This is a genomic window from Bacteroides sp. 11BF, from assembly GCF_019633765.1.
GTDB lineage: Bacteria > Bacteroidota > Bacteroidia > Bacteroidales > Bacteroidaceae > Bacteroides > Bacteroides hominis.
On sequence record NZ_JAFKPJ010000028.1, the window covers coordinates 16,672 to 37,849 of the forward strand.

Genomic DNA, 21,178 nt, shown 5'->3' on the forward strand with positions numbered 1-21,178 from the left:
GTTGTTATTTCATTATTGATTTGATTCGTTCCAGCGCTTCTGCCAGCTTGGCGTCTTTGCAGCAGAGAGAGATGCGGATGTATCTCGCTCCGTTGCTCCCGAAAATAAATCCCGGAGTGATGAAGACGCGTGCTTCCTGCAGCACTTTCTCTGTCAGTTCTTCTACATCGGCGCAACTTGCGGGGATTTTTCCCCAGAGAAACATGCCCACTTGCTTTTCGTCGTACGTACATCCTAACGTTTTCATAATCTCTCCGGCCAGGTGACGGCGGTTCCGATAGTTTACATTGTTGCCTTCGTACCAGGTCGAATCCGCTTCAAGTGCTTTGGCAGCTGCCAGTTGCATGGCACGGAACATTCCGCTGTCGATGTTGCTTTTCACTTTCAGAATCCATTGTACAAACTCTGCATTCGAAGCCAGCATGCCGATACGCCATCCCGGCATATTGTGACTTTTACTCATGGAGTTGAATTCTATACAGCATTCTTTGGCACCCGGCACACTCAGGATACTGATCGGCTTATCGTTCAGGATAAAGCTGTACGGATTGTCGTTCACAATCACGATGTTCTTGCGGAGGGCAAACTCCACCAGGCGTTCGTAAAGTTCCGGTGTGGCATTGGCACCGGTCGGCATATTCGGATAGTTGGTCCACATCAGTTTCACGCGGCTCAGATCCATCTTTTCCAGTTCATCGAAGTCCGGCATCCATCCGTCCTCTTCTTTGAGATTGTAGTTCACCACCTCGGCACCCAGTATTTTGCTTAACGAAGTGTAGGTGGGATATCCCGGATTGGGTACCAGTACCTGTTCTCCCGGATTGACAAAAGCGAGTGTCACGTGCAAGATGCCCTCTTTCGATCCGATCAGCGGCTGAATTTCTGTTGCCGGATTCAGTTCCACTCCATACCAGCGTTTATACCAGTCGGCAAAACCCTTGCGAAGTTCCGGTATGCCCACATACGGTTGATAGCCGTGTCCGTTCGGGTCGTGAGCATTGTTACACAGCGTTTCGATGGTCTGCTCCGAAGGGGGCATGTCCGGGCTTCCGATTCCCAGGCTGATTACGTCTTTACCTTCTGCGTTCATCCGTGCCACTTCTTTCAGTTTCTTCGAAAAGTAGTATTCGCTTACACCGCCCAGTCTGTCGGCCGGCGCTACTTTATACGTTTGATTTTCCTTCTGCATATTCGCCTAATATTTTAAGTTCTTTCGTCAATGGAGTGATTGCTGTAATCGATTGTTTGTATCTCAGATAATCGTTGAAAGCCACATCTACGTAGAACTGGTATTCCCATTCCCGTCCGATGATAGGGAGCGATTGTATTTTTGTTAAGTTGATATTGTAAAAAGATAAGATAGACAGAACCTGTGAGAGGCTTCCTTCGGAATGGGGGAGAGTGAAAACGATGTTTGCTTTGTTGAGAACGGTGTTTTGTTTTCGTATCTCGTCCACCTGCCATGGATCTGCCACTACCAGAAAACGGGTGAAATTATGTTTGTTCGTTTCTATGCCTTCTTGCAGTACCTTCATTCCGTACCGTTCGGCGGCGGCATGTGAGCAGATGGCGGCATGTCCTTTCAGGTTTTCCCGTTTGATGATTTCAGCACTCAAGGCCGTATCTTCAGCTTCTACCACTTTGATACGCGGGTGTTGGTTCAGGAATTCCCGGCATTGCATCAGGGCGATCGGGTGTGAGTTCACTTCGGTGATGTCATTCCAGTCCTCTTCGGGCAGGCAAACGAAGCTGTGCGAAATGCGTAATTTGTATTCGCCGATAATCTGCGTGCCGCTTTGGCGCAACAGTTCGTTGTTGTGCAGCAGGCTTCCTGCAATCGTGTTTTCAATGGCCAGCATCCCGATTGTTTGACTATCTTTCCGGATGGCAGCAAACACATCTTCAAAGTTGGCGCAACAGATTAACTCTATTTCTTCCCCTTCGAAGTACTTGTGTGCGGCTATATCGTGATACGAGCCCAGTGTTCCTTGAATTGCTATTCTTTTCATTCCTAATTGAGTATATGGTATAAAAAAATCCCGCATCCATGTCGGAGCGGGATTCATATTATTAGTTTCTCTTAATCTCAGTTCTTAAGCACCCTGTCACTTGATACATACAAACTCCCGCTCTACTTTCTGGCTAAAGTAAAAGTAAAAAAAGAAGTAATATGTAAAAGTGAATACGTTCATCAGATCTATTTTTCTTTTTGTTTTAAATCTGAGGCAAAATTAATGCTTTTATCTTAAACACAAATAAAAAACGGACTTTTTTTTTGATTTATATATTTATATTCCCAATTTGTGCTTTTATATCTGTAAATGTTATCTGTTTGTAACTTCTTCATCTCTTATCTTTTTCTTTTTCTATATAATATGGTATAGAGGCTTAGTTATGTTAATATTTACTAAATGGAGCGTTTCAGTTCTTAAGATGTTAGTTTTTCTGCGAAAAACTTCCTTTATTTGTCAGACAAATAAGATTAATCTTATTTTAACTAAACTGAATTGTTATACTATGGATATATTAAAACTACATGGTCAGGCGATAACTTTGGTCGATCAGGTCGAAGATAACCTACTTACTTATTTTAGAACTAAAGATCTGCGGGCAGGAGATGCCATTCCCAATGAGATGGAACTGGCCGCCGCTTTGGGTGTGGCGCGTAGTGTGCTGAGGGAGGCTCTCAGCCGATTGAAAATGGTAGGGATGATAGAAACACGTACCAGACGAGGCATGATTCTGACTGAGCCCTCTATTCTTGGAGGTATGAAGCGAGTTGTCGATCCGCGTATTCTAAGTGAACATTCTCTGTTTGATCTTTTAGGTTTTAGAATTGCTTTAGAGTTGGGAATTTGCAGTGATCTCTTTCAGAATATAACTCCGGAAGATATTATTGAACTGAAAGAGATTGTCCGATTGGGTATCGCTTTTGAGAATAATGAATATGCCCCTATCAGTGAATTTACTTTTCATGCTAAACTTTATGAAATAACCGGCAATGCCACTATCCGTGAGTTTCAGGAGATTATTCATCCCGTAATGGTTTTTGTGAAAGATAAATTCAAAGAGTTGCTCGAGCCTATTAATATAGAGATAAAAGAGCGGGGAGAATTGGTAACTCACGCTGACCTTCTCGACTTTTTGGAGAAACATGATGAGCCCGGTTACAGAAAGGCGCTTGAGAAACATTTTGCCGTATACAAGATTTTTATGAAACGTAGAATCGTTAACGAATAATCGGGGGATTGCAAAAAGTCAAACAGAATTTTAGCATTCCCTTGGGAAATATCTGGAGGATGGCCGTTCTTTTATTGCGGGTAACCGGGTAAATAACAATTTATTATAGCTGCGCAGCCATTTTATACCTTTGTTATCGACGCAGAGAAATGGGTTTCCAATCAGAGATTCCTTATTCTTAATTAATATCTAATTAAATAATAAAATGAAACATTATCAACGTTTGGAAGGAATGGTTGCCGCCACTTTTACTCCTATGGATGCGTGGGGAGATATCAAGCTTTCTGTTATAGACAAATACGCCGACCTGATGGCTGAATCAGGAATGGCAGGTGTATTTGTTTGTGGAACCACAGGAGAATCTCATTCACTGACTACGGATGAGCGTAAAGTTATTCTTGCTCAGTGGATAAAGTCTGCCCGGAAACGCTTTAAGGTGATTGCGCATGTGGGTAGTAACTGTCAATTGGAAGCTATGGAGCTGGCTCGGCATGCACAAGAGGTGGAAGCTGATGCTTTTGCCGCTATGGCTCCCTGTTTTTTTAAACCCTCTTCGGTAAAGGATCTGGTGGACTTTTTTACTCCAATTGCTCAAAGTGCTCCCGATCTTCCTTTCTATTATTATAATATGCCGTCTATGACGGGAGTATCTCTTTCGGTTCGCTCTTTTCTTATAGAGGGAAAAAAAACGATGCCTAATCTGGTTGGAACGAAATTCACACACAATAACCTGATGGAGATGGGTGAATGCTTGGAACTCAATAATGGAGAATTCGAAGTGCTGCATGGATACGATGAAATTCTGATTGCCGGATTGGCTTTAGGAGCCGTTGCCGGTGTTGGTAGTACCTACAATTATTTACCTGTTGTATATCAGAATCTTTTTGATGCGTTCAAGAAAGGTGATATCTGTACTGCTCGCCGGATGCAGCAGAAGTCGATTGAAATAGTAAAAATAATAATTAAATATGGAGGAGGTGTACGTGGAGGAAAAGCAATAATGAATTTAATAGGTGTTGATTGCGGCCGGTGCCGTCTGCCCATCACACCGTTTGGCGATGATGAATATTCTTCGCTCAAAAGAGATCTTGAAAAAATAGGTTTCTTGAATTAAAAAATAAAAGTAGGGAAGGGGAAATAGACTTTGGACGGAATATACCCCCTTCGCTCTACGCCTTAAATTTTATATTAAAAGCATACAAAGATGAGAAAAATTACTCGAATTAAGTGTCTCATTGTTGTTTTATTGACATTTATTGGGACATTAGCACCCGTTCATGCTCAACAAAGTGGCAATTTTGAGATTAGTGGTGTTGTTAAGGACACATCCGGAGAACCGGTCATAGGTGCTACAGTTATTGTAAAGAACACACAAATAGGTACAACTACCGATGTCGATGGAAAATTTAAATTAAAGGTCCCACATAAATCTTTGTTACAAATCTCCTTTATTGGAATGAAAACCAAGGATCTGAAAGTAACCAATAATACATTTTATGAAATTACTTTGGAAGATGAGTCGGTTCTACTTGACGAGGTCGTAGCCATCGGTTATGGAACTCAATCTAAGGCAACTGTTACTTCAGGAGTTGTATCTGTGAAGAAAGCGGAGTTAATGTCTTCTGTCTCTGCATCTCCTTTGAACAATCTACAGGGAAAGGTCGCTGGACTGGATATTCGACAGACTACCGGACAGCCCGGTGCACAGCCGGTAGTGCTGATCCGTGGCGGGTCAACCGATCCGGCTAACGACTCTCCTCTTTTTGTCATTGATGGGGTTGTCCGTAGCAATATGAATGGACTTAATCAGGAAGATATTGAGTCTATGGAAGTATTGAAAGATGCCGCTTCTGCTGCAATTTATGGTGCTAAGGCTGCCAATGGTATCATTCTTATTACTACCAAGCAAGGTTCTTCAAAAGATGGTAAAGCCACTATTTCCGCTTCCTACCGTTTGGGAGTTGAGCAGATTCGGCAGCATTATCCGTTTTCCGGTGCACGCGACTATCTGTATGCTTCCCGCTTAGCCGGTTCCCGCGGAATCAATGACGCGAATGTCAGCGGACGCCTGGAAGGCGGCGCATATCCTTATTCAACAGGTAATATCAATTATAAAAATGGAGCCTTGGAAGGATATGGCTATTCTCGTTTCACTACCGAATATTTAGATGATTTGATTTCCAATATGGGGCAGTCTTATGTCGACGATTTGCTGAACAGACAAGGATATGAAACGATGACCGATCCTTATTCGGGAAAACAGTTGATATTTAAAGACAATCACTATCAAAAAGATGTATTGTTTCAGACTGCATTGACACACAACTACGATCTGAGTGCTTCCGGTGGAAATGACAAAGGTAATTATTATGTGAGTCTGGGGTATATTAATTCAGAAGGTATTGTTCTGGGTACGGGGTACGATCGTTTCAGCCTTACTGCCAATGGAAATTACAATCTTCGCAGTAATTTAAAATTAACCGTCGGATTGAAACACTCCACAATCTCGAATAAAGCGACTGATCCGGAGAACTCGGGCACAAGCACAATGGACCGTTCTTCTCGCTATCCTACGACCTTCCGTCTGTATTATGACGATGGAACTCCCGGTATTGGTGAAGCCGGAGGCTCACCTCGGAATAGACTGCACGAATTATATTATCAGGATATTTCGGACAAAGCTTATCGAAACACGATTCAGTTAGGATTGGATTGGGAGATTCTGAAGGGATTGCATTTTAAACCGTCAGCCTCCTATTATATGCAGGAAAATATCTATCGTTTTTTTGAGAAGTATAACGAGTTTAATAAAGGTCGTAAGACACTCGAGAAACACGATCAGTATAAGCAAATCATGGCAGACGCGGTGTTTACCTATGATAAAGTATTCAGTGATAAGCACACTTTTAATGCAATGATAGGTATGAACTATACCCAGGACGATACCTATAAATTGAAGGGAACAGGCTCGGAAGCCCCTACGGATTATGTACCTACGTTGGCGCCTACCAAGCCCGATTTACAGCGTACCACTTCCTCTTTGGATAAAGAAGTACTGGTAGGTTTCTTTGCCCGTGTCAATTATGACTATAAGCGCCGCTATTTGCTGACGGTTTCAGCACGCTATGACGGAGCCTCCCAATTTGCCGAAGATCATAAATTCGCATTGTTTCCGGCCGTATCCGGAGGATGGAATATGCATTATGAAGACTGGTTTCCCAAAACCGTTGTCAGCCGGATGAAGTTGCGGGCGAGCTGGGGACAGACCGGAAATAATAAGTTGTCGTATTCTAATACACAAGGCGAATATGCTTCATATATTTATGCCGGAAATCCGGGGGTACTGAATAGTGTACTTGCCAATAACAGTTTGGTATGGGAAACAACCTCTAATGTGGATTATGGTTTTGATGCCGGTTTCTTTGATAATCGTCTTGAACTGTCGGTAACCGGATATAATAAATTGACTTCCGATCGTTTGTATGACAAAGCTCTTCCGGCACAGACAGGTTTTAGTTCTATAAAGGCCAATTTGGGGACTGTACAGAACAAAGGTTTTGAGTTATCGCTGACAGCACATCCTCTTTCAACAACTTCCCCCGTGAGTTGGGATGTTACGGGTACTTTCAGTATGAACAGGACGTATATGAAAAAGCTTCCTTATAATGGGAGAGACAAAAATCGGGTACAGGGCGGACTTGTATGGGATGCTAAATCCGGTACTTATGTTGAGACCGGCGGCCTGGCCGAAGGCGAGAGGATAGGCGGACGTTGGGGATATAAGTATCTGGGGGTATACGATACAGATGAAGAAGCTGCAAAAGCTCCGGTCGACACCAAGGTTTCCGGTTCTAAGATGAATAAGAAAAAGGTTGCCGGAGATGCTATCTGGGCCGACCTTGACAATAATGGAGTTATCGATGATAAGGATATTACTTTTATTGGCTGGGCCAATCCGGATAAGAAGGGAGCCTTGATTAATAATTTGTCTTACAAGAATTTTTCTCTTCGTTTGGTTGTCGATTTTGCTTTAGGACATTCCATTGCCAATATATGGAGATGCCGTGCCAATGCCAATGCACGCAATGCTATTATAACGACTACTGACGTTACGAATGGAAACATCTGGTGGCAGACAGGTGATGCTGCAACAGCCAAGTATCCGCGTTACGATGTTGCTTCGGACTGGGATAACGGATATCGCAATCACATGCGTACAATAGCTTATGCCGGGATGAATTCAAATGGAAATGCCGACAATACGGCTTATTATTCAAAGGGAGATTATTTGTGCTTCCGTGAGGTTTCGTTAGGTTATGAACTACCGCGTTCCGTATGTTCTAAAATGAAGGTGAAAGGGGTTTCTTTGAATGCCGGTGTGACAAATATCGGATACATTACAGCCTTTGACGGATTAAATCCTGAACAGTACGATGGACAAGAGACCGGTGAATACTTCCTCCCGATTCAATTTAACTTTGGTGTAAGACTAACTTTTTAAAATGATTTTCACTATGAAAGCAACAAAAATATTGATCTGTATTCTCTGCTGCACATGGATTTGCAGTTGTAGCTTGTTGGAGGTTGATCCGGTTTCTACCATCACTTCACAGTCGTTCTGGAAAACTCCGGGAGATGCCAAAGCTTATCTTACGGGCATTTACAATAAGGTGCGTGACCTGAATAATACTTCTTATTACGGTGAAGACCGGGGAGATGCTTTTAAAGCCGGTGAGATCGGCCCTACGAGTGTGGCATGGGCCCATACTTTGCTTGAGAGCAATGCTCCTTCTTATCGCTCGGCTTATAATATCATTCATCACGCCAATCTTCTTTTCAATAAAATTGAAAGTCTGAAGTTTACTAATGAGACTGAGAAGAATCGTATAAAAGCTGAGTGCCATTTCTTAAGAGCATATACTTATTTTCTTATAGTGCGTATTTGGGGAGATGCTCCCATCATTACTGATCCTGTGCTTTCGGACAACGTTGAGCTTAAACCCCGTTCTCCCAAAGAAGACGTCATGAAGTTGATCCTTGAAGATATAGAACAGGCTGTCCTGTTATTTCCGGAGGATGGATATATCAATAAGAATTTAGCTTCAAAGCCGGCTGCCTATGCTTTGAAAGCTGATGTTTTAATGTGGAAGGCAAAGGTCCTGAATGGTGGAAATGCGGATATGGAAGAAGCGATCAAGGCAATCGATCAGGTAGGCGGGAGTGGAGTGTCTTTGCTAGCGGATTATGCAAAGGTATTTGCCAATGATAATAAAAAGAATAATGAGATCATTTTCTCTTTTTATTTTGAACGTTATGAAACTGGAAATCTTTCTATTGCAACCAACACTACATCGAGAACCGATAATTTATCGATGGCTGTCAACTTGGCCGATGCGGCAACTTCACCTAATCAGAGCCGCCATGTCTATGCCCCAAGTGACAAGGCCAGAGAGTTGTATCTTAAGTATCCGGGCGATAGGCGCTATAAAGTCGCCATGATTGATTTGGTGGATAAAGATGGTAACCTGATTTTAACCCAGACAAACAAATTCAGGGGGAAGGCCTATTCCGACGATCGTTATTTTGACGATGACTTGATAGCTTATCGTTGGGGAGATCTTCTTCTGTTGCGTGCTGAGGCCAATGCTGCACTCAATAAGATATCTGAGTCTCTTGTCGATCTGAATGAGGTTCGTGACCGGGCGGGCCTGGAGCCCTATGATGGCCCGAAAGATAAGATTGCTGTAGAGAAAGAAATCTGTGACGAACGTTTAAGAGAGCTTTTTATAGAGCAAAAACGATGGTTTGATTTGGTGCGTTTCCATTGTGGCGGGACCATTGACATTTATAAGGAGGTGCCCAATTTGAATGACAAGCCCGGTTATCCATTGTATTTCCCAATCAATTATAATGATATGGTCTTAAATGACAAACTGGTGCAGACAGATGGGTACGAAAGTAATGTAGAGAGATAGAATATAAAAAGAAGGAACTGTGTGGAGTAGCTGTTATATACTTTTACACAGTTCTTTTGATATGGAAGTATAATAATTTAAAGCATAAGTTTATGAAGAACACAATCTTGAAACTGTTTCTATTGTTTTGTGCTGTTCCTTCAATCGGACAAAATGTCCATCCCAATCTGCCTTGGATCGACATATCGGGGCAGCGTGAACGGCAGGTGACAATAGCTCCGGGCAGACCGGATTTATATAACGGACATCCTACTACTGTAATGATGGATGATCATAAGACTATTCTTTGTACCTGGTCTTACGGGCATGGAGGTAAAGCGTCTTTCATAGCCGAAAGTAAGGATGCCGGGCTGACTTGGAAAAATGGTAAAACCCCTGCTGACTGGCAGACGATGAGCAATTGTCCCAGTATTTACAAACTGACGGATAAGCAGGGGAAAGAACGTGTCTTTGTGTTTAGTGCCTGGCCGGACATGCCTATGACTTATAGTGAAGACGGAGGGAAGAGCTGGAGTCCGGTCCGTAGTTTGAATAAACCTTGTGTGATGGCGTTTTCAAGCATTGTAAAATTGAAGAATGGCGATTATCTCGGGTTGTATCACCGTGGACTGAATGATCGGGACCGTCCTCCGTTGACTTTGTGGCAATCTGTCTCACATGACGGAGGATTGACCTGGAGCGAGTCGGTGAAAGTAGGCGAGATGGAGGGGCGTTCACCCTGTGAACCCTGTGTCTTCCGTGCTCCCGATGGCAAACGGCTTGTCTGTGTAGCGCGTGAAAATAACCGGGTAGGCAATTCTCTGATGATGTTTTCTGATGATGAGGGAACCACCTGGTCTCCTTTGCAAGAAACTCCCTGGGGTCTGACCGGAGACAGGCATGTAATAAAGTTTACTCCTGACGGTCGTATGATTGCCGTCTTTCGGGATATGGCTCCCAACAGTCCGACGAAAGGGCATTTTGTAGCCTGGGTCGGTAATTATAAAGATTTGCTTGAGGGAACTTCCGGACAATATAAAATAAAGCTTTTACATAGTTATGCCGGTTCGGATTGTGGATATCCTGGTCTCGAAATCCTACCGGATGGGACTATTGTCGCCATCACTTATGTTAAGATGCGGCCGGGCCCCGAACAACACTCCATTGTCGGCGTACGCTTCAAACTTGAAGAAACTGATAAAATGCTATATTAACTTTTATCCCCAATTTTACCAATATGCGTTATATTTCGATATTGTTTTTATTTAGTTGTTTTTTACTCAGTACTCCGTTACGTGCCGAGCGGGTGAAAGTTATTGTTCGACAGCCCATAGTACCGGTCTTGACAAAAAAGGAGATTAATCCGGTTTTGCAATTAAAGTTGATAAAGAGCTGTCCGGGACCATGTTTTGTAAAGGAGATCGGATTATCCCTGAAAGGTACTACTTTGTTGACCGATTTAACTCATTTGAGTTTATATAGAGTTGCCGGAAAGAGGGGGCTTTCTGACTGGGAAAAGTGTGTCGACTCAGTTGCTCCCGCTTTAAAAACGGTTTTAGACACTCCGTTGGAATTGAAATCAGATACTACCATACTGTGGGTAACTGTTAAATTGAAAGATAAAGTTGACTTAACCCATCGTGTGACGGTCAGTTGTGATCATGTGACAACGACTTGTGGTAAGGCTTCTGTAACTTCCGTTCGTCCGATTGTCGCACTCCGTACCGGGGTTGCTGTACGGCAAAGAGGGGAAGACGGAGTTCATACTTCGCGTATTCCCGGCATTACTACTTCCCTGAAAGGAACTTTGATGGCCATATTTGATGCCCGTTACGATAGTTCGCGTGACTTGCAAGGTGATATCGATATTGCGATGATGCGAAGCCTGGATGGTGGAATGAACTGGCAGCCGATGCAGATAGTGCTCGACCGCAAAAAGTGGGGTGGATTGCCAGAGAAATATAATGGAATCAGTGATGCTTGTATCCTGACCGATGAAAAGAACGGTACTATTTATGTGGCGGGACTCTGGATGTATGGAGTCTTAGATCCCCGATCGGGTAAATGGGTGGAAGGAATGACGCAGGACAGTACCCGTTGGATACACCAATGGCATGCGAAAGGTTCTCAGCCCGGGCTCGGGGTTAAAGAGACCTGTCAGTTCTTGATTACGAAAAGCGTGGATGACGGACTGACTTGGAGTGACCCTGTAAATATAACAGCACAAACCAAGAAACCGGAATGGTGGCTGTATGCTCCGGCACCGGGGCATGGCATTACTTTGAAAGACGGTACATTAATATTTCCCACACAAGGCCGTGATAAAGATGGAATACCATTCTCTAATATTACGTATAGCAAGGATGGGGGAAAAACATGGATAGCCGCTAAGCCGGCTTATCACAACACTACGGAGTGTATGGCAGTCGAATTACAGGATGGCAGCGTCATGTTGAATATGCGTGATAACCGTAATCACGGTAATAAAAAGGTCAATGGGCGCCGTATTTGTGTCACCGCCGATCTGGGAAGCACATGGACGGAACATCCCACTTCCCGAAAAGCATTGATAGAGCCTACTTGTATGGCAAGCATTCATCGACATACTTATCAGGAAAACGGCAGACAAAAGACTCTTCTTTTATTCTGCAATCCGGAGTCTTATGACAGTAGAGACCATATGACGTTAAAGTGCAGCCTGGATGATGGAAGTACCTGGGATTCAGGCCGGAAAATCATGTTGGATGAGTTGGGAAGTTTTGGCTATTCCTGCATAACCTCGGTCAATGATTCTACGATTGGTGTTTTTTATGAAAGTAGCCAGGCACAGATGGTTTTCCAACAAATACAGTTGAAAGAGCTCATTGATAAAGGTAAATCATATAAAGAGAGATAGTTGGTATGAAAAATAGAAAAATATATCCTTGGATCGTTGTCGGACTTTTATGGTTTGTGGCATTATTAAATTATATGGATCGTCAGATGCTGTCAACCATGAAAGATGCGATGCAGATAGATATTATAGAATTGCAGTCGGCTACCAATTTTGGGCGGCTAATGGCAGTCTTCCTTTGGATTTACGGTCTTATGAGTCCGATGGCAGGAATTATTGCCGATCGCGTCAGTCGTAAATGGTTGATTGTCGGGAGTCTTTTTGTCTGGTCGGCAGTCACTTATGGCATGGGGTATGCCGATACATTTAATCAAATCTACTGGTTGCGCGCATTGATGGGAGTCAGTGAGGCATTATACATTCCTGCGGGCCTCTCTTTGATAGCCGATTGGCATCAGGAGAAATCACGTTCGCTGGCAGTCGGTATCCATATGACGGGATTGTATGCCGGTCAGGCCATTGGCGGGTTTGGCGCTACGGTAGCTGCGGCCTATTCGTGGCATACTACATTCCATTGGTTCGGTATTGTAGGCATTGTCTATGCATTGGTCTTGATTATATTCCTTCGTGAGAATGAAGAGCATGCCAGGGTCATTCGGGCCATGCATACAGATAAATCAAAAAAGATTCCGTTGTTTAAAGGAGTGACTCTTTTATTCGGTAATATTGCTTTTTGGATTATTCTGTTCTATTTTGCAGCTCCCAGTCTTCCCGGATGGGCTACGAAGAATTGGTTGCCTACCCTGTACGCTGAGAATCTTGATATCCCTATGGCTGAGGCAGGTCCTATATCCACTATAACGATTGCTGTCTCTTCTTTTATCGGAGTTATTCTGGGAGGGTTATTGTCAGACCGTTGGGTATGCAAAGACATACGCGGACGTATCTATACAGGCGCAATCGGGTTAGGGTTGACCATACCTGCGCTTCTTTTATTGGGCTTAGGCAATGGTTTCATCAGTATAGTAGGTGCGGGATTTCTGTTTGGTGTCGGTTTCGGTATGTTCGATGCCAATAATATGCCTATTTTGTGCCAGTTTGTTTCGGCCAAATATCGGGCAACAGCCTATGGTATAATGAATATGACCGGAGTTTTTGCCGGAGCAGCTGTAACAAGCTTGTTTGGAAAATGGACGGACGGTGGCAATCTGGGATTGGGATTTGTTATTCTGGGAGGTATTGTATTGCTGGCTTTGGGTATGCAGTTGTGCTTTCTTCGTCCACACACGGATAATATGGAATGATACATAATCGTTTCCCGGACAGGGAGTAAGATTCCGGTCCGGGAAATGACTGTATCAGAACGGTTAGTTTACAATCCCAATACGTTTGGAGTAGTCTCTGCCTGCTGATTATTGAACTGTCCGTTCAGGTTCTCCCCTTCTTTCGGGTTCAGTTCCAGCGATTTCTTCATATCTTCTACTGAGCCTTCTTTGTCACCGTTCAGCAGTTTGGCACGTCCTCTTTCGTGGTAGGCCGCAGCAAAGTTCGGATTCAGGTCTATTGCTTCATCGAACAGTTCGATAGCCGCAGACAGTTTCTTCTGTGTAATGAACAATTGTCCCAGATATAGATAGGCCTGTTCGTTGAAAGGGTTCATTTCCGTCACACTGAGGTAATCGTTTTCCGCTTCTTCCTGCTTTCCGGTGGCTTCTTTTATTTTGCCACGTAACAGGAGGGCAGCTTCTTCGTCCGGATTCTGCGCAAGTATGGCTTCAATATCTTCCATAGCCTCTGCGAATTGCTGCATTTTGTACAGTGCTTCGGCACGAAGCAGCCGGGCTTCCGTGAAATCATCTTTCAGCACAATGGCCTTTGTCAGATGGGCAATGGTCATTATTCCGTTATCCAATCCATGATTGGCTTTACCTAACAGGTAGTGTGCCATTGCGTTACCCTCTTCCAATGCGATGGCCTTCTGGGCAGCATCGGCCATTTCCTGATAATTTTCTTGCATGAAGCACAGGTTGGCCAGCGTCAGGTACGTGCTCGTCAGTTCCGGTTCCAATGCAATCATACGTTCCAGCAGTTCATGTGCTTTCACGAACTCTCCGGTCTGCATGTAAATCTGGCTCAGATAGTTCAGTGTTTCGAAATCCTCTTCGATGGCCAGTGCTTCGTTGAAGCATTTAATGGCATAGTCCGGGCGTCCCATACGTTGAGCACGCAGGCCGTCATATTTAAATATCTCAAAGTTCTTTTTGGCGTTTTTCTGTTTTTCCTCCTCAGGGTTTTCTGTTTTACCTGAGAAAAAAGATTTAAAGAAGTTTGGCATGATCGGTGTTTTTTTAGTTTGGTTGCAAATGTAGTAATTTCATCACATACCCTTACTGCTTTTCAGGAAGTTTTTTCGGTGAGCAACCCGTTCTCTGAACTTAGCAAGCCCTCGTCCAGCATAAACCGTACCACTTCGCCCAACTGTTCTTTATCTGTATTTATGTGCGAAGCTATCTCTGCCGGAGTCATCGGGTGTTCTTTCAGCAGGGTTGTTATTTGTTCCTTTAATTCGTCGAAGCTGCTTTGTGGCACGTCCGGTTGTGTGCGGTGGCTGAGGCAGACATCACATTGTCCGCAGTTGTGTTCGTTCTTCTCTCCGAAGTAGCGGAGCAACATCCGGCTGCGGCAGACATTCTCTGAAGTAACATACTCCACCATGGCATGAATGCGTTTCTCGTAGCGCTCTTTTCTTTCTTCGTATACCGCCCGGGGAATCTGCAGATAATGCAAATCTACCCGTTCGCGCGTATATATAATGTAAGGTGTCTTTTTATGCGGAATGTAGTCGACGATACGGCGCTTGCTCAGCATCACCAGCAAGTCGTAAATCTGCTGCCGGGTCAGTCCCGTACGTACCGCCAGAGTCTGCTCGCTGATGTAGGCATAGTCTGTAAAGACACCCGTGTAAGATCGCAGAATCATTTGTATCAGTTTCTCTGCGGCTTCCCCCATCTCGCGGAGTTTATACAACTCATCCCGGCGGATCGTGAAGATGATTCGTGAAGCATTGTCCTGTTCGTCGGTATATTCCAGGTATCCGGCCTGTGTGAGTATCTTCAGAGCACTGTCGGCAGGTACGGGGAAATATTTGAATTTGCGGCAAAACTCTTCCAGACTGAAGTCATACATACATCCCAGTCCGTCGCCCATCGCCATTTGATAGTGGTATTGCAGATGTTCGTACACATCTTTTATATAATCCTTATCCGGAAAGGTATCCGTAATACGTTTGTTGAGTGTCGTTTTATCCGATTTTGCGTAGAGTATGACTGCGTATGCTTTCTGACCGTCACGCCCTGCCCGTCCGGCTTCCTGGAAATAAGCTTCGGGGGAGTCGGGGAGGTCCAGATGGATCACGATGCGTACATCCGGTTTGTCAATACCCATACCAAACGCATTGGTGGCTACCATGACCCGGCTCTCACCGTTTTGCCATCGTTGCTGGCGGAGATCTTTGGTTGCATTGTCTAATCCTGCATGATAAAAGTCGGCAGTGATTCCTTCATTTACCAGTAGCTCGGTCGTTTCTTTGGTTTTCCGCCGACTGCGTACGTATACGATTGCACTGCCCTGTATCCGGTTCAGGATGTGAAGCAATTCTCCGTTTTTATTATCGGTGGAGCGGACAATGTATGCCAGGTTTTTCCGTTCGAAACTCATACGGAATACATTTTCCCGGCGGAAGTGGAGACGTTCCTGTATGTCTTTCACCACTTCGGGAGTGGCGGTAGCGGTCAGTGCCAGCACCGGAGCATCCGGCACCAGTTCTCTGATATCTGCTATTTTCAGGTAGGCCGGACGAAAGTCATATCCCCATTGCGAGATGCAATGGCTTTCGTCCACGGTGATCATGCTGATTTTCATTGACCGGAGTTTGGCCCGGAAAATTTCCGTATCCAGTCGTTCGGGAGAGATATAGAGAAACTTATAGTCTCCGAAGATACAGTTCTCTAATGCCACTACAATCTCTTGCCGTGTCATTCCGGAATAGATGGCTACCGCTTTGATTCCGCGTTTTTTCAGGTTCTGCACCTGATCTTTCATTAAGGCGATCAGTGGAGTGATGACAATGCACAATCCCTCTTTGGCAAGGGCAGGAACCTGAAAGGTGATTGACTTTCCGCCTCCGGTGGGCATCAGTCCCAGTGTGTCTTTGCCATTGCCAATGCTGGTTATGATGTCCTTCTGCAAATCGCGGAAGGAATCATAACCCCAGTATTGTTTTAAAATCTCTTGGTAAGTCACTCTATCGGCATGATATCTTCAATCTGCAACTGTACTTCCCCTCGTTTGTGGGTGTTCTCCTCAATGGTGTAGCAGATATCAAATGAGCGTTTGGTTTTGATGTATCTTACGTGCGAACTTTGTCCGAAAGCGATTCCGTTCATCACGTTGTTCGATTTGTTATCTACCAGTTCCAGCTTGATATGTTCCTGATCGCGTCCGACCACTTTGCTTGTTCCATAATCGTACACGTGGTGCGTGCAGAACACCGGTTTCTGATTATCGGGACCGAACGGGTTGAATCGCTTCAATTCATTAAAGAATTTCGGAGTGATGTCTTTAAAGTCTATTTCGGCATCAATGTCGATCACTGCACTGGTCTGTTCAGGCAGTATGTGTTCCGACACGAAACTTTCGAATCGTTCGGTGAATGCCTGTACATTTTCCACTTTCATCGAGAGTCCGGCAGCATAGGTATGCCCTCCGAAGTTTTCGAGCAAGTCGCGGCAATGCTCGATAGCTTTGTAAACATCGAAGCCGGATACCGAACGTGCCGAACCTGTCGCCATGTCATCTGTCCGCGTCAATACCACTGCCGGACGGTAGTAAATTTCTGTCAACCGTGAGGCTACGATTCCGATCACTCCTTTATGCCAGTCTTCATTGTAAAGCACTATCGAACGGCGATCCACTAATCCTTCCAGCTCGGCTACAATCTTATTGGCCTCTTCCGTCATGCTTTTATCCAGATCCTTCCGGGTTTCATTGTATTGGTTGATTTGTCCGGCTTTCTCAAGTGCTGCCGAGAAATCCTTCTCAATCAACAGGTCTACCGCTTCTTTTCCGTTCTGTATACGTCCGGAAGCGTTGATACGCGGACCTATTTTGAATACAATGTCACTCACCGTAATTTCTTTCTCCGATAATCCGCATACATCGATAATCGCTTTCAGCCCTACGCTCGGATTGCTGTTCAGCTGTTTCAGTCCATGATAGGCTAAGATACGGTTTTCGCCCATGATCGGTACAATATCCGATGCAATGCTTACAGCGGTCAGGTCGAGCAACGGAATCAGATGATGAAACTCGATGCCGTTACTGATGGCAAAAGCCTGCATGAATTTGAATCCCACGCCACATCCCGAAAGATGGGTGTATGGGTATGTATTATCCAGTCGTTTGGCATTCAGAATGGCAACGGCCGGCGGCAATACATCGTCCGGTACATGATGGTCGCAGATGATGAAGTCAATTCCCTTCTCTTTGGCATACGTAATCTCCTCCACTGCTTTAATGCCGCAGTCCAGCACAATGATAAGTCCCACTCCTGTCTCTGCGGCATAGTCAACTCCTTTTTTGGAAATTCCGTATCCTTCGTTGTAACGGTCGGGGATGTAATAGTCAAGGTTCGAGTAGAACTGTTGAATGAACTTGTAGACCAGTGCCACAGCGGTGGTGCCGTCCACATCGTAATCTCCATAAATCAGAATGCGCTCTTTCTTTCCCATTGCCATGTTCAGGCGTTCCACTGCTATGTCCATATCCTTCATCAGGAATGGATCATGCAAATCGGGCAATTGTGGACGGAAGAATTTCTTGGCATCCTGTGCCTTTGTAATTCCCCTTTGCACCAAAAGTTGTCCCAGGACCGGGCTAATACCCAGTTCCTGAGCCAGTGCCCGGCTTGTCTCTGCCTGTTCTTGTGTAATGGGTCGATAATTCCATTTGTGATTCATTTTATATATTGTTTTTTCTTTTTATCTGTTCTCAGATGCCGGAAGTGCATAACTTTCCAACAAGCTGTAAAAGTACGAAAAAAACCGGAAGTGAGGGGTATATACTGAAAAAAATAATTGCTTGTGTTTTGTTTATCGATATTTGGTGCGACATGGTGAATCTACTATCTTTGTATCGTACTATTAAGTGTTATGATTATGCAAGATATAATAAACGGACGTTGCGGTTGGTGCGGGAGTGACGAACTGTATGTGAAGTACCATGATCAAGAGTGGGGAAAATTGGTGACCGATGACAAGACGCTGTTTGAGTTTCTTGTATTGGAGAGTGCTCAGGCTGGCTTGAGTTGGATAACCATCCTTAAGAAACGTGAGGGGTATCGCAAAGCCTTTTGCAATTTCGATGCTGAGTCGGTGGCACAAATGACCGATGAAGATGTTGAACGGTTGATGCACTTTGATGGTATTGTGAAAAATCGTCTGAAGATCAAATCGACAATCACAAATGCAAGGTTATTTCTCGCTATACAAAAAGAGTTCGGTAGTTTTTATAACTATACACTGTCATTCTTTCCCGACAGAAAACCAATAGTCAACAGTTTTCAGTTATTAAGTGAGATTCCGGTATCATCTCCCGAATCTGATGCTATGAGTAAGGATATGAAAAAACGGGGATTTAAATTCTTCGGAACTACGATTTGTTACGCCCACTTGCAGGCCTCCGGATTTATCAACGACCACCTGGCGGATTGTGTCTGCCGGGAGAGGTAAATAACAATATAACTATGTACAGTGGGAGAGGATATCTTATGCCTTTTGCCCGTTAACATTGTTAATGCCATTTTCCAATGGTTTTGTTCTTGTCTGCAAATAACAAGTCTTTTACATTTAAAGAATTTGCTATTTGCAGACGAAAAACGAACTTTAACTCTGTGTTAAAACAAAGCTTTTACTGACAGATATTTTGTACTTTGAATATCTTGTTTTTCAGTTTGTTAAGTTCGATCTTCACTTCTTAGCCTTACTGAAGGTCTTTGCGGGCTATAACCGATATACTTGCTTTTTTGTCAACTATAAACAGAGATCTTGTACTATCCGTTTATTTCCTTTTTGCCTTATTCAGTGCCGCAATCAGATACCTTCCTTTCGTCCCAATGTCACTCCAGCAAGTGTTGGCAATCAGCCGCCACACCGTTGTTCCCTTTCTTCCATAGTCCGACAGCCTGAGAATGGCGTTTACTTCGCTCACCTCGTTTATTCCCAATCTTTTCAGCGTGTCCGTCAGTCCCGGATAATTGTGCGTCATCGTATTGAAAGCGTATCCCGGTATCGGGAGAGAAGCAGAATCCTCCTTCCTTTCTTCCTCCTTCCCCTTGGGGGGAGCTGAGGGGGGAAATTCTTTATTTTCCNTTCCTTTCTTCCTCCTTCCCCTTGGGGGGAGCTGAGGGGGGAAATTCTTTATTTTCCTTTTCTTTATTTTCTTTTACTTTACTTTGTCCGGAATTGCATGCATTTTTTGCGTTAACGGCTACATCATGTACTACATTTCCCGGATTAACGGTTACATTTTCACCTTCCGGCGCTTCATCTTCCTGCAGAGTCAAGTTTTTCACCAGCAGATAGGACAATGCTTTCAGATCCCTTTTTCTTCGCTTTGTCGCTTCCATCCATACCTTCTGTATGTTTGCCGAAGTCAGTATTCCGTTTTCCAGATAACTGTTTCTGTCCAATATTCCTTTGATGAACAGGATTTCAATAATCCCCTGTACCTCCTTGGCTTGCACCTCTCTTCCCGCCTTGTTGGCAAAGATTAGACACTGTTCTTCATCCCAACGGATGAAGTATCCCTCCTTGTATATTTTGCACAGCAGTTTCAGTACGATTGCCGGGCCTTTTATTCCATATTTTGCTTCTATCACTTCCATTGCGTTCTCTTCCATGAAGTTTACGCCCACCGGGAAATAGTTGATCCCGTCGTATGCTATTGCCATATTGTTTTTATAGATTAGTTATTTTTTTATCTGTAATACTTTTATCACAAATTACCCCGGATTCCCAAAGATGTTTTCATTTGATTCCTCAAAATATAAATAATTCATCTGTGGAAATCCGTGTAATCTGTGGTGTTCGATCTATACTGTCGGTCTCCATTCCATAAAGTTCTCCACTTGAAACGTCGTCCACCGCTGTTCGTCCACATTCCAGTAGACTACGGCACCTTCCACAGCCATCGGATCGTACTTTTTGCGGAACTCCGTCTCGTAGTGGATCAGTGTTGCCTTTACCATCCGGAAACTCCCGTCCTGTTTTCGGTAAGCTACCGTCGCATGCCCGTATAGCATATGATCTAATAACGCTTCCAATCGTTCCGCCATCCATTCTGCACAGGACTCTGTGTATCCTTTTTCGAAGATGATGCGTCTTTTCCATTTCAGTTTCAGTGATTCGCTTTGTGAGGCGTGTCTTTTTCTCTTTTTCATATTCCTATGATTTAAAAGGTTAATAAATAGATTGTTGCCTCAAAGATAAGTCGGTCCGGACGTACTCCGGTTCAATAAAATTCATTGTATGTATTTCGGCGGTTGATCTTCGGTTTCGTATTTTCCTTTTCTACCTCTTTCCACAGGCTATTTATATAAGTCTTGATTGTGCTATAATCCAGTGGTTTGAATACTCCACCTCTGAGCTTTCCGAAGAGTTCTTTTTCATAGATGTAGCGCGTTAGTGAAGCCTGACATGTATTGATATTTTGTAGCTTTGCATCTATGATATAGGATCTTATCAACGCTTTTATGATCCCTTCATTGTTGGAGATAATCCCTTGTATCGGTACTCCCTTTTTTCTTCCTCTTGTTTCTATAACTATTTCTGTTATAGTTGATTGTGTTTTCTTATTGGCGTTTTTTTACACTTTTGTTCATGACTTGAGATAATACATTTTCTTTCTTCATTGGATGATTTATTTAGTTAATATTTAAATGAAGTTAATATGTTGCAAAGGTAGAAAGGAATCTGTCAGTGAACAAGTAAATGTGAGATTAAAGGGGAAAAGAATACTCTTCTATAATTTAATTATTTGATATACAATGATGTATTGGCTAAAAAGATAAGTGTTTCAATAAACGTTCGTTTAA

15 protein-coding genes and 1 pseudogene are annotated in these 21,178 nt (G+C 43.8%); 8 read left to right on the forward strand and 8 right to left on the reverse strand.

The window, feature by feature from the left end:
* Positions 1 to 4 precede the first annotated feature (4 nt).
* Together JZY04_RS19690 and JZY04_RS19695 are read right to left on the reverse strand one after the other, a co-directional pair.
* Positions 5 to 1,189 (reverse strand): pyridoxal phosphate-dependent aminotransferase, encoded by a 1,185-nt coding sequence (locus JZY04_RS19690; protein WP_122142731.1) that lies wholly within the window; start codon positions 1,187 to 1,189, stop codon positions 5 to 7.
* Positions 1,164 to 2,009 carry a prephenate dehydratase gene (locus tag JZY04_RS19695; protein ID WP_005781586.1) on the reverse strand — a complete coding sequence of 282 codons (846 nt, stop codon included), beginning with the start codon at positions 2,007 to 2,009 and terminating at the stop codon, positions 1,164 to 1,166. The genes JZY04_RS19690 and JZY04_RS19695 overlap by 26 nt, the downstream gene beginning before the upstream one ends.
* Positions 2,010 to 2,517: 508 nt before the next feature.
* On the opposite strand from JZY04_RS19695, the gene JZY04_RS19700 reads away from it, so the two are divergent.
* The 7 genes from JZY04_RS19700 to JZY04_RS19730 all read left to right on the forward strand — a co-directional run bounded on the left by JZY04_RS19700 (position 2,518) and on the right by JZY04_RS19730 (position 13,331).
* A complete protein-coding gene (locus JZY04_RS19700; RefSeq protein WP_181996414.1) occupies positions 2,518 to 3,240 on the forward strand; it encodes a FadR/GntR family transcriptional regulator in 723 nt (240 codons plus the stop codon).
* A gap of 205 nt (positions 3,241 to 3,445) precedes the next feature.
* Positions 3,446 to 4,354, forward strand: a complete 909-nt coding sequence (locus JZY04_RS19705; RefSeq protein WP_122142730.1) for a dihydrodipicolinate synthase family protein — start codon at positions 3,446 to 3,448, stop codon at positions 4,352 to 4,354.
* Positions 4,355 to 4,444: 90 nt separating this feature from the next.
* Positions 4,445 to 7,741, forward strand: coding sequence for a TonB-dependent receptor (locus tag JZY04_RS19710; protein WP_122142729.1), 3,297 nt, complete (start codon positions 4,445 to 4,447; stop codon positions 7,739 to 7,741).
* A gap of 13 nt (positions 7,742 to 7,754) precedes the next feature.
* A complete protein-coding gene (locus tag JZY04_RS19715) occupies positions 7,755 to 9,215 on the forward strand; it encodes a RagB/SusD family nutrient uptake outer membrane protein (protein WP_122142751.1) in 1,461 nt (486 codons plus the stop codon).
* 92 nt (positions 9,216 to 9,307) lie between these two features.
* Positions 9,308 to 10,408 carry a sialidase family protein gene (locus tag JZY04_RS19720; protein WP_005791096.1) on the forward strand — a complete coding sequence of 367 codons (1,101 nt, stop codon included), beginning with the start codon at positions 9,308 to 9,310 and terminating at the stop codon, positions 10,406 to 10,408.
* Positions 10,409 to 10,431: 23 nt separating this feature from the next.
* On the forward strand, positions 10,432 to 12,090 hold the full coding sequence (locus tag JZY04_RS19725) for a sialidase family protein (RefSeq protein WP_122142728.1): 1,659 nt from the start codon (positions 10,432 to 10,434) through the stop codon (positions 12,088 to 12,090).
* A gap of 5 nt (positions 12,091 to 12,095) precedes the next feature.
* The gene (locus tag JZY04_RS19730; RefSeq protein WP_122142727.1) at positions 12,096 to 13,331 is read left to right on the forward strand and encodes an MFS transporter; all 1,236 of its coding nucleotides are present in this window, start codon (positions 12,096 to 12,098) and stop codon (positions 13,329 to 13,331) included.
* 68 nt (positions 13,332 to 13,399) lie between these two features.
* On the opposite strand, the gene JZY04_RS19735 is transcribed toward JZY04_RS19730, so the two are convergent.
* The 3 genes from JZY04_RS19735 to recJ form a co-directional block, all read right to left on the reverse strand.
* A complete protein-coding gene (locus JZY04_RS19735; protein ID WP_005781582.1) occupies positions 13,400 to 14,362 on the reverse strand; it encodes a lipopolysaccharide assembly protein LapB in 963 nt (320 codons plus the stop codon).
* 62 nt (positions 14,363 to 14,424) lie between these two features.
* On the reverse strand, positions 14,425 to 16,329 hold the full coding sequence (locus JZY04_RS19740; RefSeq protein ID WP_122142726.1) for an ATP-dependent DNA helicase RecQ: 1,905 nt from the start codon (positions 16,327 to 16,329) through the stop codon (positions 14,425 to 14,427).
* Complete coding sequence (recJ, locus tag JZY04_RS19745) at positions 16,326 to 18,044, reverse strand: single-stranded-DNA-specific exonuclease RecJ (RefSeq protein ID WP_005808615.1); 1,719 nt, start codon at positions 18,042 to 18,044, stop codon at positions 16,326 to 16,328. The genes JZY04_RS19740 and recJ overlap by 4 nt, the downstream gene beginning before the upstream one ends.
* 198 nt (positions 18,045 to 18,242) lie before the next feature.
* Between recJ and JZY04_RS19750 the strand changes: the two genes are divergently transcribed.
* Complete coding sequence (locus JZY04_RS19750) at positions 18,243 to 18,815, forward strand: DNA-3-methyladenine glycosylase I (RefSeq protein WP_122142750.1); 573 nt, start codon at positions 18,243 to 18,245, stop codon at positions 18,813 to 18,815.
* Positions 18,816 to 19,143: 328 nt separating this feature from the next.
* Here the strand turns inward: JZY04_RS19750 and JZY04_RS19755 are convergent.
* The 3 genes and pseudogenes from JZY04_RS19755 to JZY04_RS19765 all read right to left on the reverse strand — a co-directional run bounded on the left by JZY04_RS19755 (position 19,144) and on the right by JZY04_RS19765 (position 20,829).
* Positions 19,144 to 20,035: pseudogene (locus tag JZY04_RS19755) on the reverse strand (DUF4373 domain-containing protein).
* Between the two features lie 141 nt (positions 20,036 to 20,176).
* Positions 20,177 to 20,524 carry an SH3 beta-barrel fold-containing protein gene (locus JZY04_RS19760; protein WP_122142723.1) on the reverse strand — a complete coding sequence of 116 codons (348 nt, stop codon included), beginning with the start codon at positions 20,522 to 20,524 and terminating at the stop codon, positions 20,177 to 20,179.
* Between the two features lie 71 nt (positions 20,525 to 20,595).
* A complete protein-coding gene (locus JZY04_RS19765; protein ID WP_032536762.1) occupies positions 20,596 to 20,829 on the reverse strand; it encodes a hypothetical protein in 234 nt (77 codons plus the stop codon).
* Positions 20,830 to 21,178 lie beyond the last annotated feature (349 nt).